General features: G+C 54.6%; 23 protein-coding genes. 10 read left to right on the top strand and 13 right to left on the bottom strand.

Annotated elements, in window-relative coordinates; genetic code table 11:
• Nucleotides 1-139 precede the first annotated feature (139 nt).
• Nucleotides 140-2,641 (bottom strand): copper-exporting P-type ATPase CopA, encoded by a 2,502-nt coding sequence (copA, locus tag FDX22_RS11455; RefSeq protein WP_146717219.1) that lies wholly within the window; start codon nt 2,639-2,641, stop codon nt 140-142.
• Nucleotides 2,642-2,750: 109 nt separating this feature from the next.
• Here copA and cueR point away from each other — a divergent pair, with 109 nt between their 5' ends.
• Nucleotides 2,751-3,161, top strand: a complete 411-nt coding sequence (cueR, locus tag FDX22_RS11450) for a Cu(I)-responsive transcriptional regulator (protein ID WP_096758018.1) — start codon at nt 2,751-2,753, stop codon at nt 3,159-3,161.
• Here cueR and FDX22_RS11445 read toward each other — a convergent pair.
• Genes FDX22_RS11445 through FDX22_RS11430 form a run of 4 tightly spaced genes read right to left on the bottom strand, consistent with a single transcriptional unit; the run spans nt 3,158 to nt 7,381 of the window.
• Complete coding sequence (locus FDX22_RS11445) at nt 3,158-3,874, bottom strand: DUF3142 domain-containing protein (RefSeq protein ID WP_146717218.1); 717 nt, start codon at nt 3,872-3,874, stop codon at nt 3,158-3,160. The two genes, cueR and FDX22_RS11445, sit on opposite strands and share 4 nt — an antisense overlap.
• Nucleotides 3,844-5,988: a hypothetical protein gene (locus tag FDX22_RS11440; RefSeq protein WP_146717217.1), complete on the bottom strand. Its 2,145-nt coding sequence runs from the start codon at nt 5,986-5,988 to the stop codon at nt 3,844-3,846. The genes FDX22_RS11445 and FDX22_RS11440 overlap by 31 nt, the downstream gene beginning before the upstream one ends.
• Nucleotides 5,989-6,014: 26 nt before the next feature.
• Nucleotides 6,015-6,467, bottom strand: coding sequence for an NfeD family protein (locus tag FDX22_RS11435; protein ID WP_117342146.1), 453 nt, complete (start codon nt 6,465-6,467; stop codon nt 6,015-6,017).
• The gene (locus tag FDX22_RS11430; RefSeq protein WP_096758014.1) at nt 6,464-7,381 is read right to left on the bottom strand and encodes an SPFH domain-containing protein; all 918 of its coding nucleotides are present in this window, start codon (nt 7,379-7,381) and stop codon (nt 6,464-6,466) included. The genes FDX22_RS11435 and FDX22_RS11430 overlap by 4 nt, the downstream gene beginning before the upstream one ends.
• A 132-nt stretch (nt 7,382-7,513) precedes the next feature.
• Here FDX22_RS11430 and fetA point away from each other — a divergent pair, with 132 nt between their 5' ends.
• Together fetA and fetB are read left to right on the top strand one after the other, a co-directional pair.
• Nucleotides 7,514-8,191: an iron ABC transporter ATP-binding protein FetA gene (gene fetA / locus FDX22_RS11425; protein ID WP_137362753.1), complete on the top strand. Its 678-nt coding sequence runs from the start codon at nt 7,514-7,516 to the stop codon at nt 8,189-8,191.
• Nucleotides 8,178-8,957 carry an iron export ABC transporter permease subunit FetB gene (gene fetB / locus FDX22_RS11420; RefSeq protein WP_146717216.1) on the top strand — a complete coding sequence of 260 codons (780 nt, stop codon included), beginning with the start codon at nt 8,178-8,180 and terminating at the stop codon, nt 8,955-8,957. The genes fetA and fetB overlap by 14 nt, the downstream gene beginning before the upstream one ends.
• A 105-nt stretch (nt 8,958-9,062) precedes the next feature.
• Here the strand turns inward: fetB and FDX22_RS11415 are convergent, their stop codons facing one another.
• From FDX22_RS11415 to tesA, 3 genes are read right to left on the bottom strand one after another with little or no spacing between them, the layout of a single operon-like run.
• Complete coding sequence (locus FDX22_RS11415) at nt 9,063-9,917, bottom strand: co-chaperone YbbN (protein ID WP_146717215.1); 855 nt, start codon at nt 9,915-9,917, stop codon at nt 9,063-9,065.
• 59 nt (nt 9,918-9,976) lie between these two features.
• Entirely contained in the window at nt 9,977-10,747 is a 771-nt protein-coding gene (locus FDX22_RS11410; RefSeq protein ID WP_146717214.1) for an SDR family oxidoreductase, read from the bottom strand.
• Between the two features lie 28 nt (nt 10,748-10,775).
• Nucleotides 10,776-11,402 (bottom strand): multifunctional acyl-CoA thioesterase I/protease I/lysophospholipase L1, encoded by a 627-nt coding sequence (gene tesA, locus FDX22_RS11405; protein WP_115259981.1) that lies wholly within the window; start codon nt 11,400-11,402, stop codon nt 10,776-10,778.
• Between tesA and ybbA the strand changes: the two genes are divergently transcribed.
• The 6 genes from ybbA to FDX22_RS11375 all read left to right on the top strand — a co-directional run bounded on the left by ybbA (nt 11,370) and on the right by FDX22_RS11375 (nt 18,636).
• A complete protein-coding gene (ybbA, locus tag FDX22_RS11400; RefSeq protein ID WP_137362755.1) occupies nt 11,370-12,056 on the top strand; it encodes a putative ABC transporter ATP-binding protein YbbA in 687 nt (228 codons plus the stop codon). The genes tesA and ybbA overlap by 33 nt on opposite strands.
• Nucleotides 12,053-14,467 (top strand): putative ABC transporter permease subunit YbbP, encoded by a 2,415-nt coding sequence (gene ybbP / locus FDX22_RS11395; protein WP_117342151.1) that lies wholly within the window; start codon nt 12,053-12,055, stop codon nt 14,465-14,467. The genes ybbA and ybbP overlap by 4 nt, the downstream gene beginning before the upstream one ends.
• Before the next feature lie 190 nt (nt 14,468-14,657).
• The gene (locus FDX22_RS11390) at nt 14,658-15,791 is read left to right on the top strand and encodes a porin (RefSeq protein WP_117342152.1); all 1,134 of its coding nucleotides are present in this window, start codon (nt 14,658-14,660) and stop codon (nt 15,789-15,791) included.
• Between the two features lie 283 nt (nt 15,792-16,074).
• Nucleotides 16,075-16,905, top strand: coding sequence for a MetQ/NlpA family ABC transporter substrate-binding protein (locus FDX22_RS11385; protein WP_096758006.1), 831 nt, complete (start codon nt 16,075-16,077; stop codon nt 16,903-16,905).
• A gap of 62 nt (nt 16,906-16,967) precedes the next feature.
• Nucleotides 16,968-17,984 carry a virulence-associated ABC transporter ATP-binding protein SfbB gene (gene sfbB, locus FDX22_RS11380; protein WP_146717213.1) on the top strand — a complete coding sequence of 339 codons (1,017 nt, stop codon included), beginning with the start codon at nt 16,968-16,970 and terminating at the stop codon, nt 17,982-17,984.
• A complete protein-coding gene (locus FDX22_RS11375; protein ID WP_005125237.1) occupies nt 17,977-18,636 on the top strand; it encodes a methionine ABC transporter permease in 660 nt (219 codons plus the stop codon). The genes sfbB and FDX22_RS11375 overlap by 8 nt, the downstream gene beginning before the upstream one ends.
• Here FDX22_RS11375 and mnmH read toward each other — a convergent pair.
• The 5 genes from mnmH to FDX22_RS11350 all read right to left on the bottom strand — a co-directional run bounded on the left by mnmH (nt 18,633) and on the right by FDX22_RS11350 (nt 22,816).
• A complete protein-coding gene (gene mnmH / locus FDX22_RS11370) occupies nt 18,633-19,718 on the bottom strand; it encodes a tRNA 2-selenouridine(34) synthase MnmH (protein ID WP_135912436.1) in 1,086 nt (361 codons plus the stop codon). The two genes, FDX22_RS11375 and mnmH, sit on opposite strands and share 4 nt — an antisense overlap.
• Before the next feature lie 96 nt (nt 19,719-19,814).
• Entirely contained in the window at nt 19,815-20,882 is a 1,068-nt protein-coding gene (purK, locus tag FDX22_RS11365) for a 5-(carboxyamino)imidazole ribonucleotide synthase (protein ID WP_146717212.1), read from the bottom strand.
• Nucleotides 20,879-21,388: a 5-(carboxyamino)imidazole ribonucleotide mutase gene (gene purE, locus FDX22_RS11360; RefSeq protein WP_096758002.1), complete on the bottom strand. Its 510-nt coding sequence runs from the start codon at nt 21,386-21,388 to the stop codon at nt 20,879-20,881. Before purE ends, purK begins: the two co-directional genes overlap by 4 nt.
• Nucleotides 21,389-21,495: 107 nt before the next feature.
• Complete coding sequence (locus tag FDX22_RS11355; protein ID WP_135912434.1) at nt 21,496-21,987, bottom strand: hypothetical protein; 492 nt, start codon at nt 21,985-21,987, stop codon at nt 21,496-21,498.
• Complete coding sequence (locus tag FDX22_RS11350) at nt 21,971-22,816, bottom strand: winged helix-turn-helix domain-containing protein (RefSeq protein ID WP_117342275.1); 846 nt, start codon at nt 22,814-22,816, stop codon at nt 21,971-21,973. Before FDX22_RS11350 ends, FDX22_RS11355 begins: the two co-directional genes overlap by 17 nt.
• Nucleotides 22,817-23,404: 588 nt before the next feature.
• On the opposite strand from FDX22_RS11350, the gene FDX22_RS11345 reads away from it, so the two are divergent.
• The gene (locus tag FDX22_RS11345) at nt 23,405-23,773 is read left to right on the top strand and encodes a hypothetical protein (RefSeq protein WP_146717211.1); all 369 of its coding nucleotides are present in this window, start codon (nt 23,405-23,407) and stop codon (nt 23,771-23,773) included.
• Nucleotides 23,774-23,808: the final 35 nt, after the last annotated feature.

Raw genomic sequence — 23,808 nt, 5'->3', positions numbered from 1 at the left:
AAAAATCCCATGCTAGCGCGTGGTCCAGGAAGGTGCAATGCGTGAATCGCCGGATGGCGACGCGAAAGCGTCTTATCCGGCCTACGATATCACCTGCATTTTGTAGGCCGGATGAGCGTTAGCGTCATCCGGCACAGGGTTACTCTTTGGGTTTAAAGCGCAGCAGTCGGTTTGCGTTGCTTACCACGGTGATGGAAGAGAGCGCCATCGCCGCCCCGGCCACCACTGGGTTAAGCAGGGTACCGGTAAACGGCCACAGGATCCCGGCGGCAACGGGAATACCAATGCTGTTGTAGATAAATGCGCCGAGCAGATTTTGCTTCATGTTCCGCAGGGTGGCCCGCGAGATAGACAGCGCATCCGCCACGCCCATCAGGCTATGGCGCATCAGCGTAATCGCCGCGGTTTCAATGGCGACATCGCTGCCACCGCCCATGGCAATCCCTACGTCGGCCTGGGCAAGTGCTGGCGCATCGTTGATCCCATCACCGACCATCGCCACCTGATGTCCCTGGCTTTGCAGGCGTTTAATCGCCTCTGCTTTTCCGTCCGGCAGAACGCCCGCGATCACCTCGTCGATGCCTGCTTCTTTGGCAATAGCGTTAGCGGTGGTTGGGTTGTCCCCGGTGAGCATCACCAGACGATACCCGGCGCGGTGCAAGCGCTGCAGTGCCGCCACGCTGTCGCTGCGCAGCGGGTCACGTACCGCGAGCAGTGCGGCCGCTTTGCCGTCAATCGCCAGCAGCACCGGAGTCGACCCCTGAGTGGCTTGCGCGGTGATTTCAGCTTCCATCTCTGTGGTGATCACCTGCTGTTCATGGAGCAGCGTCTGGTTGCCCAGCAGCAGCCTATGACCTTCCGCTTCACCGCTAACGCCTAAGCCGCGCAGCGTACGGAACCCATTGACCTGCGGCAGGGCCGCATCGCCGGCTTTATCCAGAATCGCGCGGGCCAGCGGGTGGCTGGAACCCTGTTCAAGGGCTGCGGCCAGACGGATGGCCTGCGCTTCATCGATATCACCGAAAGTTTTGATGGCGACAACCTGCGGTTTCCCTTCGGTCAGCGTCCCGGTTTTATCAAACACCACGGTATCAAGCGTACTGGCACGCTGCAGCGCATCGGCATCGCGGACCAGAACACCAAACTCTGCGGCACGACCGACCCCGGAAATAATCGACATCGGTGTTGCCAGACCCAGCGCACACGGGCAGGCGATAATCAGTACGGTGGTGGCAATCACCAGCGTATAGACAATCTGCGGTGCCGGGCCAAAGAAATACCAGATTGCGGCGCTGACCAGCGCAATCACTACCACCACCGGAACGAACACCGAGGAGATGCGGTCAGCCAGCTTGCCAATCTCTGGCTTGCTGCTTTGCGCCTGACGGACCATGCGAATTATGCGCGACAGGGTGGTATGGCTGCCGACAGCGCTGGCGCGAAACAGCACGCTGCCATCCTGAACCACCGTACCGGCGTGGACGCTGTCGCCTTCGCCTTTTTGTTGTGGGATTGGCTCGCCGGTGAGCATGGCTTCATCCAGCCAGGCTTCGCCTTGGGTGATATCACCGTCCACCGGGACGCGGTCACCGGTGGTCAGGCGCAGTAACATGCCAGCCTGAACATCGGCCAGTGGGACGTTTTTTTCGCCTTCTTCTGTTACCACGCGCGCGGTCGGTGGCGTGAGGTCGAGCAGTTTTTCCAGTGCTTTGGAGGAGCGTTGACGGGCGCGCGCCTCCAGCATATGTCCGAGGTTAATCAGACCGATAATCATCGCACTGGCTTCATAATAGAGGTGGCGTGCTTCCATCGGGAACCATTGCGGCCAGAGGTTAACGCTCATTGAATAGAGCCAGGCCACCCCGGTTCCGAGCGCCACCAGGGTATCCATGGTGGCGGTGCCGTTCATCAGGCTTTTCCATGCGCTGCGGTAAAAGTGACCGCCTGCGAAGACCATCACGGCGAGCGTCGCCAGACCGATGACCAGCCACAGGCTACGGTTATCGGCGGTGACCATCATGTTATCGCCCATCATGCCCCACACCATCACCGGTACGCCCAGCAGCAGCGCAACGGCTGCCTGCCAGCGAAAGCGTTTCATGGTGGCAACGGCCGTTTCCTGCTGGCGTTCACGACGTTTAACATCGTCTTCGATGGCTTCAGCACCGTAGCCGGCCTTCTCTACGGCCTGGACTAATTCTTCGGCGGAAGCGCTGCCCATTACCAGCGCAGTACGCTCCGCCAGATTTACCCGTGCCTGCGTGACGCCCGGTACGTTTTGCAACGCATTTTGTACCCGGGAAACACAGCTGGCGCAGCTCATGCCGCTCAACAACAACTGTTGGCTGTCATCTTCAGCCGTCGCTACCGGAAGCTCAGAAGAGACCGCTGTCAGCGCTTCCGACGGGATTGATGACTCCGCCAGCGGTTTAGCCTTTGGGTGGCTTAACTCTGCGCCATAGCCAGCTTGTTTGATGGTTTCAATTAACGCTTCGGCGCTGGCGCTACCGGTAACGTGTGCTTCGGTAACAGTGACATCCGCTTGCTCAACGTCCGGACGTTGTTCGAGACTTTCTTTGACGCGTTTAACGCAGTGACCACAGGACAATCCGTCCAGGGTCAGGTCGATGGTTTGAGACATAACAATAATCCTCTATGATTGGTCGGTGGTTTATTGACCTTGGCAATCGTTTTGACTAACTGTTATAAAGGTTAAACCTTCCATCAAGGGGAAGGTCAAGGGGGAAGATGTGAATATATCCGATGTTGCTAAAAAAACCGGTTTAACCAGTAAAGCTATCCGCTTTTATGAAGAGAAAGGGCTGGTGACGCCGCCGCTGCGCAGCGAAAACGGATACCGCACCTATACGCAGCAACATCTGAACGAACTGACGTTGCTGCGTCAGGCGCGGCAGGTTGGCTTTAACCTTGAAGAGTGCGGTGAGCTGGTAAACCTGTTTAACGATCCGGCACGCCACAGCGCAGATGTGAAAAAGCGCACCCTGGAAAAAGTGGCGGACATTGAGCGGCACATTAACGAACTCCAGGCGATGCGCACACATTTGCTGGCGCTGGCGGACAGCTGTCCCGGCGATGACAGCGCCGAATGCCCGATCATCGATAATCTCTCCGGCTGCTGCCACCACAAAGCGAAGGCCTAAAGGCGAGGCGGTTGCAGCATAAAGACCACCGTGCCGCGATACCACGGTGATGTCTCCAACTGCGCTTCCGCCTGCACATCCCGACTACCGTGTTGTACCAGCCCGAGCTTAAACGGAATGCGTAACCGGGTGAGTGCGGGCAGATACGCCTGATAATTGGCTACCGTGTGACGTCCCTGATAGCTTTGCACCACCAGTTCATCAACCGGTAGCGCATTCAGCGTGGCGACATCGCCGGTCTTGGCCCAGTCCAGCAGTCCGGTTACCCCAAGAGCGAACTCCGGCGGCAGCTGTTGGCGCAGCTGTTGCAGAAATCGGGCGTAATCGGCGAGCTGATGGGTTGCCGCGTCAAAATCAACCTGTAGACCGACCACGTGGTTGCCTGCGGCCTGCCAGCGCTGCAACAGCCGCACGATACGTGCCGGGATCGCATCCGGTACGTCGAGGGTAGTAAAACGCACGGTCAGCCAAATTGACGGAAAGGTAAGGCGGCTGACCGGCAGACCCAGACGCTGAAAAACCACCTGGCCCGAGCGGGTCAGCACTTCCCCCTGGTGCAGATACACCGTTTGCGCGTCCCGCAGCTCGTCGCTGGCTTTTACCCCGGACCATAACCAAAAGGCCTGATGTTCACGGGCAGCTACCGTTTCTGCGGCCTGAGCCTGTCCGCTCAGCAGCGCAATTACCAGTAGTATTTGAGTTTTTGCGCCCACGGGCTTCCTGGATACTGCGTCTTCAACTGTGTGTACCAGTCTTTACGCTGCGACTTGTCCACCTCTTCACCGCCGCATTCGTTATAACCCGATGGTGCATAGCACATGATGGCCCGGTACAGCGCAAAACTCTTGTCTTCGACTTCTGCGTTGGGGGAAGCGATCACCTGCTGATAATAACGCTGGCGGTCAAACTGCCCGAACGGCTCTTTGCGTGAGATGGCCGTGCCCAGCACGTCGTTACCGGCACTGTCTGCCTGCAGATCCACATGGGTTTGCGAAGTACGGAAGAATTCCCCCAGACAGTTCAGCGCGTGGGCATCATCCGCTTTTTTGCTTAGCACAGTGACCGTTTCATCGAGGCTACGGCAGGTGTAACCGGCCTGGGCGGCGTCGCCGTTCCAGTCAAAGGTACTCAGATTCACATCAGCAAACGACTCGCCAATCACCGGTGGCGTAATCGCGCCAGCCAGCTTTTTGTCATTCAACCAGTCGCTAAAACGATTCTCGGTGAGATCGCGTACCAACAATGTATGCAGGGCGATGGTGCGTTCTTCGTTGCTGGGGCCGCGAGTGGCCTGCTGGCGCAGCAGCTCTGGTGTTGCCTGTGCTTTTAACACCTGCGAACGAAAACGCAGGTTCGTCACCGCGCTGTCCGGGGCGAAAATAGACGCAATGTCGCCGCTGTAAACCAGCGTTGCCGCCAGCTTGGCCTGTACATACTGCTGCTGTTCGGGGTCCTGACTGATTTTCAGTAGCTGCTGCCAGAACGCGCGGGCGGCGGGCCACTGCTGTTGCCCCATCAGCGCTTCGCCGTACATCACCTGCTCACTGAAGGCGAGAATGTCGTGTGCGGGGAGTTTTTGCGCCGGGGTCACCGCCTGCACAATGGCCGCGTAATTGCCCGTTGCCATCCACAGATTCAGCTGTAGATCCTGCCACAGGGCGAGTTTGCCCCCCTTTTCAAACACCGGTTTGCTGGCATCAAGCTGGGCCTGCGTCAGCGTCGGTTTGTTGTCGTTGTTCAGACGCAGCGCGCGCAGCAACTCGATATAGCTGACCAGCGGCGCGTCGGGGAAGGCCTCCACCACGGGGCCTTCAAAGAATTGCATACCGAAAACATTATCGTATTCGATGACCGTATCGCGCAGCTGCTGTGCGTCGGTTGTCTGCTGGAAGGCTTGTTCATACAGCCCAGCCAGCGGCGGCCATGCCTGCAAATACCAGTTAATCCGGCGCAGCATGCCGCGTGCGGAGTCGGCGTACAGCCCTTGGGGAAATCGCTGCAGATAGGCCTGCGCCAGCGTTTGAGCCTGAGTAGCGTCTTCGCGGTTAATTTTTGCGATATCAAAATCGCCGAATTGGCCAATGCTGTTCTGACTGCTCTTGTTCAACGCGGTGCGCATCAGCATGTATTGCGCGGTTTCTGCCAGCCACGGACTACTGCTGGTGGCTAGCTGCGTGAAATCCTGTTCGGCAGTGACGTAGTCGCCTTCATAGAAACGGGCGGCGGCGATCAGATAGGTTTTGTATTGTTGCGCAGAGGCGTCGGCAGGGATGGTGGCAAGCGAGGATGTAATTTGCTCAGCGCTCGCGCCGGACAGTAGTCCCAGGCGTGCCCGGGCTAACGCCTGGCGTTGTTCAGCTGTTAACGTAGTATCCGCCAGCAGTGCGGCAAAGAACTGGCTGACGCTGGCTGTCGTATTCGACACATGGCGGTTCTCATGCTCTGCGTCGTCGGCGTTTGTCTCTTCGACGGTAATCTGCAGTTCGGCCATCTGGCGGGCAAGCGCATCATCTTTGCTTTGCACTGGGGCGTCGGCTGGCGGCGGAGATATTTCATCCCACTGTGGATGATATGCAAAATAGTAATCGCGGGAGCGGGTAACATCCGCAGGCAGTGACTGCACCGGCAGGGTGAATGATTTTTCCTGGCTCAACAGACGCAGCAGGTTATCACGGGTGTCGTTTTCCGGGCTGAGTACCGGGATGCCTTTCAGCAGACAGCTCGCATCGCTCCATTTGCAATCTTCCATATCAAAAGAGGCGAATGCCTGTGGGGCACCCGCCAGCAAGGTACACACGGCAAAGGCGAGGGATGTCTTCCTGACCATAATCTTTATTCCTGTCATTATGTGGGTTATAAGGCTCTGATAATCAGGGTAATGCCTTCAACGGCAATCACCTCAACCTGTGTTCCTGCACTCAAATCGTCACGCGCGCTGACCGGCCAGGAGCTGTCTCCCACGCGCATATGTCCGCGCCCGTTCACCAGCGCCGTTTCCAGCACAAACCGGCGGCCGACCAGTTGCTGTCCGCGCTGGTTGAGATGGCTGTCTGCCGGTTTTTGTTCCTGCACACGCTTTGCCAACCACTTCCACCACAGCCAGGCTGCCAGCAGCGTTAAGACGGCGAACATCGCGCCCTGCCATGCCCAGTCGAGCGGCAATAGCCAGACGACCAGACCGGTGATGACTGCCGCCACACCGCTCCACAGCAGATAGCCGTTGCCGCCCAACATCTCAGCGGCCAGTAACAGACCGCCGAGGCTGAGCCAGAAGAGGTGTGGATGAACCAGAATCATCGCAATCATGATTTGTTCCGCTCGCTGGCGCTGTCCTTAATCAGTTCGCTAATACCGGCAATGGAGCCCATCAGGCTGCTGGCATCCAGCGGCATCATCACCACTTTGCTGTTATTGGACGAACCGATTTGTTGCAGCGCTTCGGTGTATTTCTGTGCCACGAAGTAGTTCACGGCTTGAATATCCCCGGCGGCAATGGCCTCAGACACCATCTGCGTTGCACGGGCTTCAGCTTCGGCGGAACGTTCGCGCGCTTCGGCCTGCAAGAACGCGGACTGGCGTTCACCTTCCGCTTTCAGGATTTTCGACTGCTTCTCACCTTCGGCCTTGACGATTTCGGCCTGGCGGATCCCTTCGGCCTCAAGAATATAGGCGCGCTTGGTTCGTTCGGCTTTCATCTGGGCGTTCATGGCGTCGATAAGCTCGGCCGGTGGGCGCACATCGCGGATTTCAATACGGGTAATTTTGATGCCCCACGGGTTGGTGGCTTCATCAACGATATGCAGCAAACGCGTATTGATGTTGTCGCGCTGGGAAAGCATTTCGTCCAGCTCCATCGAGCCGAGAACGGTACGGATGTTGGTCATCGTCAGGTTGATGATCGCCAGTTCCAGATTGCTGACTTCATACGCCGCTTTTGGCGCATCGATCACCTGAATAAAGCACACCGCATCGATGGATACGTTGGCGTTATCTTTGGAGATAACTTCCTGCGACGGGATATCGAGAACCTGCTCCATCATATTGATCTTACGACCAATCCTGTCCATGAACGGTACCACGAGGCTTAAGCCTGGCTGTAGGGTTTTGGTGTAACGACCAAAGCGTTCCACCGTCCACTGGTATCCCTGAGGGACGATTTTGACGCCTGCGCCAACAATCACCAGCGCGACAAAAATGAGAATGGGGATGAAAATGAGCATCGATAAAACCTCCTGTTACGCTGTCCTTTACTGCCTGATAAGTCAAATTATACCCGATTTATCAAGGTGGCTCCCCAATAATAAATTACAGGGATAGACTGTCTGCACGAAAGCGGTGAAAAGGGAATGATAATGGAAGAAAGCAGTATTTTGCTCCAGCTCAACGATGTCGGCTGGCAGGCGGGTAACACGAAGATTCTCAATAATATCTGTTTTAATCTCCACGCCGGGGAATTTAAGCTTATAACAGGCCCATCCGGCTGCGGTAAAAGCACATTGCTGAAGATTGTGGCCTCGTTAATTAGCCCAAGCAACGGTGAGATCCTCTTTGAGGGAAAGGAGATATCCACGCTCAAACCCGAAGCGTATCGACAGCAGGTCTCGTATTGTGCGCAAACCCCCGCATTGTTTGGCGACACCGTTTACGACAATCTCATTTTTCCGTGGCAAATTCGGCATAAACACCCACAAGAAGAGGCATTTCTCGACGATCTGGCGCGCTTTGAGCTGCCCGAGACGATCCTCAAAAAAGGCATCAATGAACTGTCCGGCGGTGAAAAGCAACGCGTCTCGCTCATTCGTAATTTGCAGTTTTTGCCCAAAATTCTGCTGCTCGATGAAATCACCAGCGCGCTGGATGAAACCAATAAGCGGAATGTAAATGAGCTTATACATCGCTACGTTCGCGAGAAAAATATGGCGGTGTTGTGGGTGACGCACGACAAAGATGAAATTAATCATGCGGATAATGTCATAACCCTCCAACCGCATGCCGGAGAAATGCAGGAAACACGCAATGAACGAGCATAATATTACCAATGAGTCGCTGGCATTAGCGATGATGCTGGTGGTGGTGGCTATTCTGATTAGCCATAAAGAAAAACTGGCGCTGGAAAAAGATATTCTCTGGAGCGTATGTCGGGCGGTTATCCAGCTTATTATCGTCGGCTACGTGCTGAAATATATCTTTGGCGTGAATCACAGTATTCTGACCTTATTGATGGTGCTGTTTATCTGTCTTAACGCCGCCTATAACGCGCAAAAACGCAGTAAATATATCGGCAACGCCTTTATCTCGTCGTTTATTGCAATAACGGCAGGGGCCGGACTGACGCTGGCGGTACTGGTGCTGTCAGGCTCCATTGCGTTCACGCCGATGCAGGTGATCCCGATTTCCGGCATGGTTGCGGGCAACGCGATGGTGGCGGTCGGGCTGTGTTATAACAATCTGGGCCAGCGATTTAACAGCGAACAGCAGCAAATTCAGGAAAAGTTGAGTCTCGGCGCCACGCCGAAGATTGCCTCCGCGCCGTTAATTCGCGACAGTATTCGTGCGTCGTTGATCCCAACCATTGATTCCGCGAAAACCGTCGGTCTGGTGAGCTTGCCGGGGATGATGTCGGGGTTAATCTTTGCCGGTATCGATCCGGTAAAAGCGATCAAATATCAGATTATGGTGACCTTCATGCTGCTTTCTACCGCCAGCCTGTCGACCATTATCGCCTGCTATTTAACCTATCGGAAGTTCTATAATTCGCGTCACCAATTAGTCGTAACGCATCTGAAGAAGACGTAATGTGAAGCCGGATGGCGGCTACCGCCTTATCCGGCCTACGGGATCGGTATTTGTAGAATTTGTAGGCCCGATAAGCGCAAGCGCCATCGGGCAACATCACGCGGATTAGTACAACAACGCGTACAGCTGACGACGATACTTCGACGCCAGCGCATCGCCGGTGCCCAATGCGGCGAGGATCTCCTGGAAGGTCTTACGCGCCTGGCCGTCAGCGGCAGCAAGATCTTTTCTCAGGTGGCTGAACAGCAGCTCCAGCGCTTCTTCGTTACGTCCGACCTGATGCAGTTGGATCGCCAGTTGGGTGGCCAGTGTGGCATCCTGCGGGTTGTCTGCTACCTGCTGCTGCAACAGTTGGATTTCCGGCGTGTCCGCTGCCTGCTTAAGCAGTTCAATTTGGGCGACCAGACCCTGATAGCGGGTGTCCTGATCCTGTAACGGAATGGTTTTCAGCACCGCTTCGGCATCGTCGGAGCGGTTCAGGGCGATTTGCGTTTCTGCCAGCAGCAGGCCAATTTCGCTGCTCTGGTTGGACATCTGCCAGGCTTCTTTCAGCAGCGGCAGTGCGTCAGCGTGGTTGCCAGCTTCAATGAATTCGATGGCCTGGCGTGCTTTCAGCTCTTCTTCACTTGGCAGGACTTTCTCGAGCAGCGCACGGATCACCTCTTCCGGCTGCGGACCCTGGAAACCGTCCACCGGCTGACCGTTCTGGAATAGATACACCGTTGGGATGGCACGCAGGCCAAACTGCGAGGCGATCATCTGCTCGGCGTCGCAGTCCAGCTTGGCGAGAATAAACTGACCGTTGTACTGCGCGACCAGGCTTTCCAGCACCGGCGTCAATTGCTGACAGTGCTGGCTGCGTTCAGACCAGAAATAGAACAGGACCGGCGTGGTCATCGACAGTTCAAGGGTCTGCTGCAGGTTAGATTCGTTAATATTGACAATATTTTGTACGGACATGGAGTCACTCTCTATTCGTCGATTTGTTTTTACATGGGGGCAGACGCGCTGGCTTCAACTCAGCCCTGTAAAATTTTGTCCATTACGCGACCTGGCAACAGGCGCTTTAACAGCATGACTGCCCAGGTCACCAGGGTGACGGGGTAGCGCAGTTTCGGTTTATCGCTCTCAAAAGCATGACGCACTTTGGCGACCACGGCCTCAGGTCCTAACGTAAACCGTGCGGCAATACCGGGGTTTTCTACCGGGGAATCGCTCTGTGTCTGGTTAACGTTCTCGGTGAAACGGGTGCGGATAGGGCCGGGTTCAATCAAGCTGACTTTGATGCCGCTGTGGCGTAACTCCATACGCAGTGCATCGGACCAGGCTTCCAGCGCGTATTTGCTGGCGGCATAGGCCCCACGTCCCGGCGTGGAGATCAGGCCCATCACCGATGACGTCATCACAATACGCCCTTCGCCGTGGGGCACCATGGCGGGCAGTAGGCGCATGGTCAACTGATGCGCACCAAAGAAGTTGGCGGAAAACTGCTGTTCCATCTGCTCACGGCTGATGGTCGGCAGCGGGCCATACACGCCGAATCCGGCGTTATTAAAGATCCCATACAAACGATTATCGGTCAGGGCGATCACCTCATCGGCTGCGCGATCCACGCTTTCTGTAGAGTCCAGATCCAGCAAGATGCCGGTGAATCCCATGCCGTTCATGCGTGTGACATCGTCGGGTTTGCGGCAGCCTGCCAGAATTTGAAAACCCTGGCGCTTTAGCTCAAGCGCGCTTTCCAGGCCGATTCCACTGGAACATCCTGTTATTAAGACCGATTTTTGCATAACTTTACCTGTCAGGATCTCCGTTGTTTTACGAGTCGTGATTTACTAGAGGTGTGAGATGTTGCGCCATCCAGTCGGCAATAAACGGCTGGGCGTCACGATTAGGGTGGATACCATCATCCTGCATCCATTGGGGTTTCAGATAGACCTCTTCCATAAAAAAGGGCAGCAGAGGAATATCAAACTCGCTGGCGAGCTTTGGATAAACTGCGCTAAAGGTTTCATTATAACGGCGACCGTAGTTGGCTGGCAGACGAATTTGCATCAGCAGCGGTTCGGCCTTTGCCGCTTTGACGTCGTGTAAAATTTTACGCAAGGTTTGTTCAGTTTGCGCAGGTGAAAACCCGCGCAGGCCGTCATTGCCGCCCAGTTCGACCAGCACCCAGCGTGGCTGGTGTTGTTGCAGTAATGCGGGCAGACGCGCCAGGCCCTGTTGTGAGGTGTCGCCACTAATGCTGGCATTCACCACCGATGTTTTGTTTTGCCATTTGTCATGCAGCAGCGCTGGCCACGCTGCGCTGGCCGACATTCGGTATCCGGCACTCAGGCTGTCACCCAAAATTAATAACGTGTCCGCCGCGGCGGCGCGGAAAGTTAACAGAACCAGGAACAGGAAGGGCAAATGCCAGCGGAAAACATTGTTGAAGTTCATCATCTTAAGAAATCCGTCGGTCAGGGTGATCAGGAGCTATCCATCCTTACCGGAGTTGAACTGGTTGTCAAACGCGCCGAGACCATTGCGCTGATTGGTGAGTCGGGTTCGGGGAAATCCACGCTGCTGGCGATCCTCGCCGGGCTGGACGATGGCACAAGCGGCGAAGTCAGCCTGGTCGGGCAACCGTTGCACAGTATGGACGAAGAAGCCCGGGCGCAGCTGCGCGCGCAGCATGTCGGCTTTGTCTTTCAGTCCTTCATGCTCATTCCGACCCTCAACGCACTCGAGAACGTCGAACTACCCGCGTTATTGCGCGGGGAAAACAGTGGCAGCAGTCAGGCTGGAGCCAAAGCTTTGCTGGAGCAATTGGGGTTAGGCAAACGCCTTGACCACCTTCCGGCCCAGCTGTCCGGCGGGGAGCAGCAGCGTGTGGCGCTGGCGCGGGCGTTTAACGGACGCCCGGACGTGCTGTTTGCCGATGAGCCGACGGGCAACCTCGACCGGCAAACTGGAGACAAAATTGCCGATCTGCTGTTCTCTCTCAACCGTGAACACGGCACCACCCTGATTCTGGTCACGCATGACCCGCAGCTGGCGGCGCGCTGCGACCGGCGTTTACGTCTGGTTAACGGGCTGCTACAGGAGGAGGCATGATTGCACGCTGGTTCTGGCGCGAATGGCGCTCGCCCTCATTATTAATTGTCTGGCTGGCACTCAGCCTGGCGGTGGCCTGCGTGCTGGCGCTGGGGAATATCAGTGACCGCATGGAAAAAGGGCTGAGCCAGCAAAGCCGCGAATTTATGGCGGGCGACCGGGCGCTGCAAAGCTCGCGGGACGTGCCGAAAGCCTGGATTGACGAGGCGCGACAGCGCGGCCTGAAGGTGGGCGAACAGCTGACCTTCGCCACCATGACCTTTGCCGCCGATACTCCGCAACTGGCGAACGTCAAAGCGGTGGATGACGTGTACCCCCTGTATGGCGCGCTGCAAACCAACCCGCCAGGGCTGAAACCGCAGCCCGGTTCAGTGCTGCTGGCCCCGCGTCTGATGGCGCTGCTCAATTTGAAAATCGGTGATGCCATTGATGTCGGGGACGCCACGCTGCGTATTGCTGGCGAGGTGGTACAGGAGCCGGATTCCGGGTTTAACCCATTTCAGATAGCACCGCGTCTGATGATGAATCTTGCCGATGTCGAAAAAACGGGGGCCGTCCAGCCTGGAAGCCGTGTGACCTGGCGTTATAAATTTGGCGGCACGCCGCAGCAGTTGGAAGATTATGAAAAGTGGCTGTTGCCGCAGTTAAAACCGGAGCAGCGTTGGTACGGGCTGGAACAAGATGAAGGCGCGTTGGGGAAATCTCTCGAACGCTCGCAACAGTTCCTGCTGCTGTCAGCACTGTTAACGTTGCTGCTGGCGGTTGCCGCCGTTGCCGTGGCGATGAATCATTACTGCCGCAGCCGCTACGATCTGGTGGCGATACTAAAAACGCTCGGTGCGGGCAGGGCGCAGCTACGCAAGCTGATTGTCGGCCAGTGGCTGATGGTGTTGGCGTTGTCCGGTATCACCGGCGGGGCGTGTGGTCTGCTGTTTGAACGCATACTGGTGCTGCTGCTCAGGCCCGTTTTACCGGGTGAATTGCCGCCTGCCAGCCTGTGGCCGTGGCTGTGGGCGTTCGGCACCATGACCGTCATTTCACTGCTGGTCGGGCTGCGTCCCTATCGTCTGCTGCTGGCCACGCAGCCGCTGCGGGTGCTGCGCCGCGACGTGGTGGCCAACGTCTGGCCGCTGAAGATCTATTTGCCCGTGGCGACGATCGTGGTGGTTGCGCTGCTGGCCGGGCTGATGGGCGGAAGCATGCTGCTGTGGGCGGTGCTGGCCGGTGCGGTGGTGCTGGCGCTGCTGTGCGGCGTGCTGGGCTGGATGCTGCTCAACCTGCTGCGCGGCCTGACGCTCACCTCGCTGCCGCTGCGTCTGGCGGTCAGTCGCTTACTGCGCCAGCCGTGGTCAACGCTGAGTCAGCTGTCGGCCTTTTCGCTCTCTTTTATGCTACTGGCGCTGTTGCTGGTGTTACGGGGCGATCTGCTCGACCGCTGGCAGCAGCAAATGCCACCGGAAAGCCCGAACTACTTCCTCATCAATATTGCCACTGAACAAGTGGGGCCGCTGAAGGCGTTCCTGTCCGAGCATCAGGTGATCCCTGAGTCGTTCTACCCGATTGTGCGGGCGCGTCTGACCGCCATCAATGACAAGGCAACCGAAGGCAATCAGGATGAGTCGCTAAACCGCGAACTGAACCTGACCTGGCAGGATACCCGTCCGGATCATAACCCGTTAACCGCCGGAAGCTGGCCGCCAAAAGCAGGTGAAGTGTCGATGGAAGAAGGGCTGGCGAAGCGACTGAACGTCAAACTTGGCGATCGCGTGACCTTTATGGGTGACACCCAGGATTTCAGCGCTACGGTCAGTAGCCTGCGTAAGGTGGACTGGGAAAGCCTGCGGCCTAACTTCTTCTTTATCTTCCCGCAGGGCGCGTTGGACGGGCAGCCGCAAAGTTGGCTGACCAGCTTCCGTTGGGAAAATGGCAACGGCATGCTGACGCAGCTTAACCGCGAGTTTCCGACCATCAGCCTGCTGGATATCGGCGCGATCCTCAAACAGGTTGGCCAGGTGCTTGAACAGGTCAGCCGGGCGCTGGAGGTGATGGTGGTGCTGGTTACCGCTTGTGGCATGCTGCTGCTGCTGGCACAGGTGCAGGTCGGCATGCGTCAGCGGCATCAGGAACTGGTGGTCTGGCGGACGCTGGGGGCGGGCAAGAAATTGCTGCGCACCACGCTTTGGTGCGAGTTCGCCATGCTGGGGATGGTCTCCGGCCTGGTCGCGGCCATTGGCGCAGAAACCGCGCTGGCGGTTCTGCAAACCCGCGTGTTTGATTTCCCGTGGGAGCCTGACTGGCGGCTGTGGGTCATCTTACCGGTTTGCGGGGCGTTGCTGCTCTCATTATGCGGTGGGTGGCTCGGCGCACGTCTGCTAAAAGGCAAGGCCCTGTTTCGTCAGTTTAACAATTAATTCATTTTAGTGATGATTACGCACCGGTTTTTACACCGGTGCGTATTTTTCGTTTATCCCGCACAAATTGATAACTCCTTGATATTTAACCGCACGGAACAATAAAAACCCGCCAACACGCGAGTATTAATAAACGTTAATATTTGCGTGCTGAATAATTGGCGGGCTATCTATCAAGGTAAAACAATCCATGACTATAAAAAAAACAGCGCTGGCGGTATCGATCGGCGCAGCAGTGGCATTAACGACGTTCGCCGCCCAGGCGGAAATCACCGTCCTGAAACAAGATCCGCAGGCGGGTAATCCGCTGAGCCGTCTTAACTTCACCGTCGGTGGCAGTATCCGTCCCCAGTTCCAGAACATGGCGGGCGACGATGGCAAGAATGGCTACAAGCGTAACGGTTTCGATGGCGGTACCCGTTTCCGCTTTGCCGCAGACTACTATCTGTTTGATGACATCAGTTGGGTGAGCTACTACGAACTGGGCGTTAACTTCCCGGCGATGTTCGACTGGGATAATCACCATGCAGACGGCGCCAACGACACCACGCGTCGTATGTTGTACACCGGGCTGAAGAGCGCGACCTGGGGTACGCTGACCTTCGGTCAACAGAACAGCATTTACTATGATGTGGTCGGTGCGAAAACAGATATCTGGGACTACGACATGATCGGTCAGGCACCAGGTAACGGGATTAATGGCGACTACGATGGTTCATATCGTACGCGTAAATCACTGAAGTATAAGAAAACCGTGGGCGATGTAGATCTCTATGCCTCTTATCTTTTCAGCGATGATTACAACCCGAACAACGGTCTGCGCTACAAACGTAAAGGCGGCGGCTCGCTGGGTGCCGATTACCACATTACCGATGACTTAACCTGGGGTACGGCGTGGAACTACACCCGTGCGGAAATGCGCGGCAATGGCAGCAAAACGTACGATCAGAACATCGTGGGTACTGCGCTGAGCTGGAAACCGGACAACTGGACCTTCTCCCTGGGGGGCGGCTGGTATCAAAACTTCATGACCACCAAGAAAGTGTCGGTTAACGACTATTTTGCCGGTGACGCGTGGGGTCTGGAATATTTTGCCGGTTACACTTTCCCGGTTGGTCAGTATGCGCTGAAATCCGTTCAGCCTTACTTTATGGGCGATCGTATTGAATACGTGAATGGCCGTAACTACCTGCGCACCGACAACGGTGTGGGGATCAGCTTCCAGCTGGACTACGGCTTCCGTGTAGATTACGAACACGTCTTTACCTCCAGCACCGACAACCTGGGCGACATGAACCTGGTGCGTCTGCGTTACGATTTCTAATCGAACACCTGCCAAACGGAATGCCCGACGCGCGTGTGCTATCGGGCCTACGAGAGCAGCGTAATCGAGTTATTTGTAGGCCGGATAAGGTGCTTGTGCCGCCATCCGGCTTTTTTCATGCCTTCCCCTTCAATTACACACTCTGCAACATCATGAAATAATTTCAAGGACAGCAGGTTGTGATCTGTGTCATGTTAACAATCAGCCTGTTAGGCAGGTCAACAACAACAACGCCGCATGAACGGCGTGAGATACCACATCACAACGTTAAAATGGAGAGATTATGGGATTGCGCCACAATTTACGCATCGCGACCGGAGCATTATTACTGGCCTGCGGCTTACAGTTTGCTCACGCCAATAGCGATCCACAGACTATCGTTTTCGGCGTCGCGCCGGGTCCGTATGGTGACATGGTAAAACAGGCTATTGCCCCGACGCTGAAAGAAAAGGGCTACAAGGTGGTGGTGCGCGAATTCAGCGACTACGTCCAGCCCAATATGGCGCTTTCCAACGGTAGCATTGACGCTAACCTGTTCCAGCACTCGCTGTACTTTGACAAATTCACTGCCGACAAAGGCCTGAAGCTGAGCAAACTGATTGTGGTCCCGACGGCCGGAATGGGGTTCTACTCACATAAAATCAAAAGCCTGGATGAGCTGAAAAAAGGGGACGTGATTACGCTTTCCAACGATCCCACCAACCTGGCTCGCGGGCTGCGCTTCCTGCAATCTATCGATTTGATCACCATTAAAGATAATATCGATCCCACTAAAGCTTCCGAGCGTGATATCGCCAGCAACCCGAAAGGGCTGATTTTCAAACCGCTGGAAGCTGCGCAGTTGCCGCGTACGCTCGACGGCGTGACCGGCGCGCTGGTCAACGGTAACTTCGCCGTTGCCGCAAAACTGGATCTCGCGAGTGCGTTGAAGCAAGAGCACCTGGATGAAAACCTGAAAAACATCATCGCGGTACGCAGTGAAGATGCGGATAAACCGTTCGCCAAAGACATTGTTGAGGCGGTGAAATCACCGGCTTATCGCGCGGTGATTGACGACCCGAAAAATATTTACAGCGCCTTCCAGAAACCGGAATGGATGTCGGCAGCCCAGTAATCGCTGCGCCAATGGGTTAACAGGGCAGCGATGACTGCCCTTTTCGCATTTCTGAGGTGGCTATGATTGAGATAGAGAAGGTTTGCGTGGACTTTACCGCAGGCCGTGGGCCGTCAACCCGCGCGGTGGATGACGTCAGCCTGCGGATCGGCGCAGGCGAGATATTCGGTATTGTTGGGACCAGCGGCGCGGGAAAAAGTACCCTGCTGCGTACCCTGAACGCCTTAACGCGCCCGAGCGAGGGACGCGTAAAAGTGAATGGCGTGGAAATCTCCGCGCTTGAGGGACGTCAATTACGCAAGGCGCGTCAGCGTATCGGCATGATCTTCCAGCACTTTAACCTGATGCATACCCGCACCGTGGCGCAAAATGTGGCCTTCAGCCTGAAGGCTGCAGGCTGGGAGGGCAGTAAAATTGCCCCACGCGTGACGGAGATCCTGGCGCTGGTGGGTTTGTCTGATAAGGCCAACCGTTATCCGGTGCAGCTCAGCGGCGGGCAAAAGCAGCGTGTGGGTATTGCCCGTGCGATTGCCAACCACCCGGATGTGCTGCTCTGCGATGAACCGACTTCGGCGCTGGATCTGGAAACCTCCGCTACCATTCTGGCACTGCTCAAGCAGATCAACGCCCAACTGGGGATCACGATCGTCCTGATCACCCACGAGATGAACGTGATCAAATCTATCTGCGATCGCGTGGCGGTGATGTCCGGTGGCAAGGTGGTGGAATCCGGCGAGGTGTTTGATGTTTTTGCCCATCCGCAGCACGCGTTTACCCAACAGCTGGTATCACACACGCTCAACCTGACGCTACCGGATCGCCTGCGGCAACATTTGCCGGGGCAGCTGTTAAAAATTCTGTTTATTGGCGATTCGGCAGAACAGCCGGTGCTGTCCGAGGTGGCGGTGAAATTTGGCGTGGCAGTGAATATCCTACACGGCAAAATTGAATATATTGGCGAGCGGGCGCTGGGGATTTTGGTGGTGCAACTGACCGCGCCGCATAATCCTGCGGCGGTCGATGTCGCCGTGGAGCACATTCGTCAACGTACCGCACAGGTGGAGGTGATTCGTGGATGATTTATTGCCGGATTTGACGCTGGCGTTCAATGAAACCTTCCAGATGCTGAGCATCTCAACGGTGCTGGCAATTGTTGGCGGCCTGCCGCTGGGTTTTTTAATCTTCGTAACCGACCGTCATTTATTCTGGCAGAACCGTTTTGTGTATCTGCTCAGCTCCGTGCTGGTGAATATCATCCGTTCGGTGCCGTTTGTGATCCTGCTGGTGCTGCTGCTGCCGTTAACTCAGTTTCTGCTCGGCAATACCATCGGGCCGATTGCGGCGTCGGTACCGCTGTCGGTAGCGGCGATTGCATTTTATGCCCGACTGGTGGACAGCGCCCTGCGCGAGGTCGATAAAGGCATTATTGAAGCGGCGGAGGCCTTTGGCGCCAGCCCGATGCGCATCATTTGTACGGTGCTGTTACCGGAAGCCAGTGCCGGCCTGCTGCGTGGGTTGACGATAACGCTGGTCAGCCTGATCGGCTATTCCGCGATGGCCGGGATTGTTGGTGGCGGCGGCGTTGGTGACCTGGCGATTCGCTTCGGTTATTACCGCTACGAAACCCAGGTCATGATCGTCACCGTGGTGGCGCTGATTATTCTGGTACAGGTTGTTCAGGTGCTGGGCGACTGGCTGGCGAAACGCGCGGATAAGCGCGACCGGCATTAATGCGTCTGAACCCAGTCATTCACCTCCTGCCATGTGCCGCGAAAGACAATTTTCGCGGCTTTCTTCTCTAACTGGTAACGATACATCGGATCGTAATATTCGTTGAGTAACGGCACCAGCCAGCCCATGTGACCGTCGGTGCTGCCGCTGGCCTGTTGCTCGTTCAACGCGACGTCGAGCAGCTCGGTCAGTTCCGCAAAACGTTGTAACCCTAAACGACGGCGGATGGCGAACAGACCGTGGTGCAGGTATTCGCTGTATTCCTGCCAGCCCTGGGTTTCCCCGTACGCTTGGGTGAAATCGTGGTGCATGCGCACGAAATACTCTTCACGCAGTCGTTCGAGGCGCAGTTCAAAGGGATCGTCGACCACCGCAATCGTGGCCTGAGTCATGCGCTCGCGCAAGCACTCGGGCAAATGATTGGCGCCAATCATGCGGCCTTCATCTTCCAGCACCCAGCGATGCAGGTCCTGACGGCTGTCGGTTTTCAGCATCTCGACCGCCAGCAGGTTTTCAAAACTGGCCTGGCTCAGTTGCGGCTCAACCGTGCGACCAAAAGAAGAGCCGCGATGGTGCGCCAGACCTTCGAGATCCACGCCGTTTGGCTGCAATTGCACCAACTGCGTTTTACCGCTGCCGGTACAGCCGCCAATTAAGACAATTGGTTTTTGCACCAACTCTTCAGTTATTTGTATCGCAGCCTGACGCAGGGCTTTATAACCGCCGCTGACCAGCGGGTAGTCAATGCCGGATTCACGCAGCCATTGCTGCACAATGTGTGAACGCTGACCGCCGCGTGCGCAGCATAAAATTCCCTCAGGGTGTTGGCGACAGGCCGCTTGCCAGGCATTCATTCGCTGCTGGCGGATGTCACCGCTCACAAGCTGATGTCCCAGTGCCAGTGCAGCGTCCGGTCCCTGACGTTTGTAACAGGTCCCGACCGCGGCACGTTCGTCATCGTTCATCAGGGGAAGGTTGATTGCACCCGGCATCGCACCTTGTTGAAACTCAACGGGGGCGCGTACATCGATTAAGGGCGTACCGGCGAGCAGAATCGCGCGATAGTCCGTTCCATCGTTCATGTTCAATCCTGAAAATACAAAACAGCAATGGAGGGGATTTTACGCGCCAGAGGAGGGGCCGGGGAAGGACAAATTCCATTCCCCGGCATTAATGGCTTATTTCAGTTTGGACTGTGCCCAGATAATGCCGCTGGCATATTCCGGCGGTAGCAGGGGAATCAGTGCTTCCAGCGTGGCGCTCAGGCGAGCGGTATCGTTGTCGGTCAGGTTCAGGTGACCAACCTTACGACCTGCGCGCACCTCTTTGTCATACCAGTGCAGATGCATCAGTGGCAGTTTCAGCCAGTCATAATTCAGGTCGCTGCCAATTAAATTCACCATCACTGACGGACTGTTCACCACCGGCACAGGTAACGGCAGGTCGGTAATGGCGCGCAGGTGAAGTTCAAATTGGCTGATGCTGGCGCCGTTCTGTGTCCAGTGTCCGCTGTTGTGTACGCGCGGGGCCAGTTCGTTGATCAGCAAGCCTTCCGGGGTGATAAAACACTCCATCGCCATTACGCCAACATAGCCCAGCTCGTGCATGATGGCAGACAGCATCGCCTCGGCCTGATCCTGCTGTTTGGCATTGGCCTGCGGGAACGCGACGCTGGTGCGCAGAATGCCGTCCTGATGCAGGTTATGAGTCAGCGGATAGAAGACGGTGCTGCCGTCGTGGGCGCGGGCGCCAACCAGCGATACTTCGCCGGAGAAGTTAATACCCTGCTCGACGATACACTCGCCGTAGCAGTCATCCGGCAGTTGTTCTGTTTCGTGGGCGCGTAAACGCCACTGCCCGCGACCGTCGTAGCCGCCGACGCGGCGTTTGACGATCGCCAGCTCTCCCAGCGTTTCAAATACCGCAGACCATTCGCTTTTGTCTGCCAACAGCTGCCACGGCGCGGTAGCCAGCTTCAGTTTGTCAAACAGCTGTTTTTGCGTCAGACGGTCGGCAATAATCGGGAAAATATCACGGTTGACGAACGCCGGATGGCGCGCCAGTTCGCGGGTTAGTGCGGTTTCCGGCCAGCGTTCAATCTCGGCGGTAATCACGCTTTGCTGAAAGGGAACGGCAGCGGGTTCGGCATCCAGCCCGACGGGCCAGACCGCAATTCCCAGCGGCTCACCGGCCTGGCGCAACATGCGTCCTAGCTGACCGTTGCCGAGTACGCAAACCTGCTTCATGCCGCACCTCGCGGGTCCGGGTTCTCCAGTACTTCGTCGGTCTGTGCTTTACGCCAGTCATGCAGACGCTGATGCAGTTCTTTATCGTGTGTCGCCAGAATTTGTGCCGCCAGCAGGGCCGCATTCGCCGCGCCCGCTTTACCAATCGCCAGCGTGCCCACCGGAATACCGCGCGGCATCTGCACGATGGAGTACAGGCTGTCTACGCCGCTCAGCGCTGCGCTTTGCACCGGAACACCTAATACCGGTACCAGCGTTTTGGCGGCAATCATACCGGGCAGATGTGCTGCGCCGCCTGCGCCTGCAATAATCACCTGATAGCCGTTCTCTTCAGCACTTTCGGCGAAGCTAAACAGTCTGTCGGGGGTGCGGTGGGCAGAGACCACTTCAACGTGGTGCGGGACATTCAGGATTTCGAAGATTTCGGCGGCGAACTGCATGGTAGCCCAGTCGCTTTTGGACCCCATCACGATGGCGACACGCGCCGGATTATTGCGGGAAGACATGCGTCTGAAAACTCCTGTGGGTGTGCTTCACACTGCGTTAGAGGCCACAGAGAATAGCATAATTCACCGCCAAGGAAAACGATTGCGCAGGAGGAGGGAACGCGTAGTTATCCCTCTTTATTTACACATAACGCAAAGGGTGACTGCAGGTTTCCGATTAACCACGCATTACCTGACGGACTCAGGTGCATTTGTCTACTTGTTCCTTTCTGAGCATAAAAGAAGCTATTTCTAAATAACTCATCGTTTGCGGTATCGCGCGCGTTCTTCATATATTCCACATTATAGATTGAAATCTCGTTTGGGGAGGTTATTTCATAATCAAACACGGCCATTCGCGAGATGGTTTGTACATTGCTACCCGTTTTGATATTTCCTGATAATATTACTTTACCATTGTGATCCTTACCCAGACGAAAGTTCATTTCAATAGTAGAGATAAAGATGGGATCTAGATGATCGTAATGTATAATTGTTGCACAGTTAATATCTAAACCGGGAGTCTGGTATCGATTGAATATAAATCTGTAAAATGAGAATGCTAATAGCAATAACAGCATAAAGGGGAACAGCCATTTTTGTTTATATATTACTTTCATGACCGCTCCAGTAATAGTTCAGGCAAGATATATAGTTTCTATCTTTAGAGGTGCAGCGACTAATAAATACACGCCCTTCTTTACCATACAAATAAGATTCAGAAGCATGGTAAGTAAAAGAAGCACCGGTAAGACATGATATATTTTCTCGTCTAACGAGTTCCAGAAACAATCTTTTTTTCTTCTCTGTAAGTGAAATTGAATTTTTCTGAATGGTGTAGACTGGACACGTTTCATAGTTAAATAAAAAATATCTCGGGGTATCTTTTATGTCTGCGGTTCGGTTCTCGGGATACCAGTATTTCTCTGTTAACATGATAATGCTCATTATTACAATAATTAACGATAATATTGTGTATCTGAATCGCTGATAGGGTGTTTGTTTTTTTTCTACCAGATCGCTACGGCTTTCTTCTGCTTGTTTGCTTATCTGTAGGGTGTTTTCCTGTTGCAATACCGTTTCAGACTGAGAGAGGCTTTCAGGAATATCATTATCGATAATCTGGACGTCAATATTACGGCTGAACATAAAACCAACCCGGGGTACGGTCGTAATACATTCGGCAGAAATACCTAAACGGGAAAAACATTTTCTGAGTTCGGATATGTATTTATTCAGTGTATGATTTGATGAACGCAGACCATGGGCATCCCAAACATCATCAAGCAGTTCATTACGGGTCAGGACTTGTCCATGGCGATTAAGAAGACATGCCAGGAGTCGGTTCATGGTGAGGGTCAAAATGACAGTTGATTCCTCATCGCCCAACGGCCATATTGAGCCATCCTCAGTACGATATTTTATCCGTTTATCAATCAAATAAACCATTCCCGCCTCTCCGTGCCTCATGGTGACATAATGGCTTAAACCACCTGCATTCCTCGTGCTGTTTTCTTATCAGCATTGATGTTGGCATGATAGCACATTTAGATAGCCCTCACATTTTCGTAGTTAAATTGTTTGTACTTTAACTGTATTTAAGTTTATGTGTCTGTAAATGCTTAAATTTTCGATACAAGTATCTTATTGCGGCATTGAGTTGTTAGGATTAGTCGTATAAGTAAATGAGTAAGGACTGAACGGTTTTAGCTGAGGGCGTGTCTCTAACGTTCACACTTCTCGCCACGCCTGAGTTAGTGCGTATAAGGAGCAACACAATGACAATCACCAGACCACTCGGGAGAACAACTCAGGTTTTTGATGGTCTCTTTAAGTCTTTCAGACAAAGGTTTTTATCTGCTTTCATTGTTAATGAGTTGTATTGTTGTTATGAGGTATAAAATTCTGTCGAAAAACACATATATAAAATTAGCATTTAGATATGTGCTTAAAAAGTGTGATTTTAACTACAAAATATGCATTGTTGATATCGACTCGTTTTATTCGTTTGGTGAGTTATTGGATGTTATTGAGTATATGGATATTGAACAGAATGTCTTTCTGATGAAAGGTATTAGCGTTCATTCTAAGGTTCTGGCACCTATTACAGCTTTTGATCGAGATGATGGTTTGAGTGAAATATTGTGTTGTATCAAGAATGGCCGCTCGATGACCTGGACAGATATTGAAGATTATATAGCCAGGGTGCAGGAACTTTCCATGATGACTGAAAAAGAGAAGAAGATTGCTATTGCAGTTGCGCAGCATTCGAATATATCTGCAGTGGCAACATTTCTTAATGCGAATAACAAGACGGTTTATTCGCGAGTGGGAGTGATCGCCCGCAAACTCAATCTACAACATGTTACTGAAGTCAGGCAATTTATCGGAATTGAAATAGCTTAGTTTATAATGTGTAAATAATGGTTGACGGTATCGCG

The sequence above is a fragment of the Citrobacter sp. TBCS-14 genome (assembly GCF_005280805.1).
GTDB classification, from domain to species: Bacteria; Pseudomonadota; Gammaproteobacteria; order Enterobacterales; family Enterobacteriaceae; genus Citrobacter; species Citrobacter gillenii.
The sequence above is the reverse complement of the archived record's forward strand: the minus strand, read 5'-3'. Positions and strand labels throughout refer to the sequence as shown.

What these genes read in the sequence shown, in the direction of transcription:
- copA (WP_146717219.1), bottom strand. Translation starts at nt 2,641, where the DNA reads ATGTCTCAAACCATCGACCTGACCCTGGACGGATTGTCCTGTGGTCAC.
- FDX22_RS11440 (WP_146717217.1), bottom strand. Translation starts at nt 5,988, where the DNA reads ATGGTCAGGAAGACATCCCTCGCCTTTGCCGTGTGTACCTTGCTGGCG.
- FDX22_RS11435 (WP_117342146.1), bottom strand. Translation starts at nt 6,467, where the DNA reads ATGATTGCGATGATTCTGGTTCATCCACACCTCTTCTGGCTCAGCCTC.
- FDX22_RS11430 (WP_096758014.1), bottom strand. Translation starts at nt 7,381, where the DNA reads ATGCTCATTTTCATCCCCATTCTCATTTTTGTCGCGCTGGTGATTGTT.
- fetA (WP_137362753.1), top strand. Translation starts at nt 7,514, where the DNA reads ATGGAAGAAAGCAGTATTTTGCTCCAGCTCAACGATGTCGGCTGGCAG.
- fetB (WP_146717216.1), top strand. Translation starts at nt 8,178, where the DNA reads ATGAACGAGCATAATATTACCAATGAGTCGCTGGCATTAGCGATGATG.
- FDX22_RS11415 (WP_146717215.1), bottom strand. Translation starts at nt 9,917, where the DNA reads ATGTCCGTACAAAATATTGTCAATATTAACGAATCTAACCTGCAGCAG.
- FDX22_RS11410 (WP_146717214.1), bottom strand. Translation starts at nt 10,747, where the DNA reads ATGCAAAAATCGGTCTTAATAACAGGATGTTCCAGTGGAATCGGCCTG.
- ybbA (WP_137362755.1), top strand. Translation starts at nt 11,370, where the DNA reads ATGCCAGCGGAAAACATTGTTGAAGTTCATCATCTTAAGAAATCCGTC.
- tesA (WP_115259981.1), bottom strand. Translation starts at nt 11,402, where the DNA reads ATGATGAACTTCAACAATGTTTTCCGCTGGCATTTGCCCTTCCTGTTC.
- ybbP (WP_117342151.1), top strand. Translation starts at nt 12,053, where the DNA reads ATGATTGCACGCTGGTTCTGGCGCGAATGGCGCTCGCCCTCATTATTA.
- FDX22_RS11390 (WP_117342152.1), top strand. Translation starts at nt 14,658, where the DNA reads ATGACTATAAAAAAAACAGCGCTGGCGGTATCGATCGGCGCAGCAGTG.
- FDX22_RS11385 (WP_096758006.1), top strand. Translation starts at nt 16,075, where the DNA reads ATGGGATTGCGCCACAATTTACGCATCGCGACCGGAGCATTATTACTG.
- sfbB (WP_146717213.1), top strand. Translation starts at nt 16,968, where the DNA reads ATGATTGAGATAGAGAAGGTTTGCGTGGACTTTACCGCAGGCCGTGGG.
- mnmH (WP_135912436.1), bottom strand. Translation starts at nt 19,718, where the DNA reads ATGAACGATGGAACGGACTATCGCGCGATTCTGCTCGCCGGTACGCCC.
- purK (WP_146717212.1), bottom strand. Translation starts at nt 20,882, where the DNA reads ATGAAGCAGGTTTGCGTACTCGGCAACGGTCAGCTAGGACGCATGTTG.
- purE (WP_096758002.1), bottom strand. Translation starts at nt 21,388, where the DNA reads ATGTCTTCCCGCAATAATCCGGCGCGTGTCGCCATCGTGATGGGGTCC.
- FDX22_RS11355 (WP_135912434.1), bottom strand. Translation starts at nt 21,987, where the DNA reads ATGAAAGTAATATATAAACAAAAATGGCTGTTCCCCTTTATGCTGTTA.
- FDX22_RS11350 (WP_117342275.1), bottom strand. Translation starts at nt 22,816, where the DNA reads ATGGTTTATTTGATTGATAAACGGATAAAATATCGTACTGAGGATGGC.
- FDX22_RS11345 (WP_146717211.1), top strand. Translation starts at nt 23,405, where the DNA reads ATGGATATTGAACAGAATGTCTTTCTGATGAAAGGTATTAGCGTTCAT.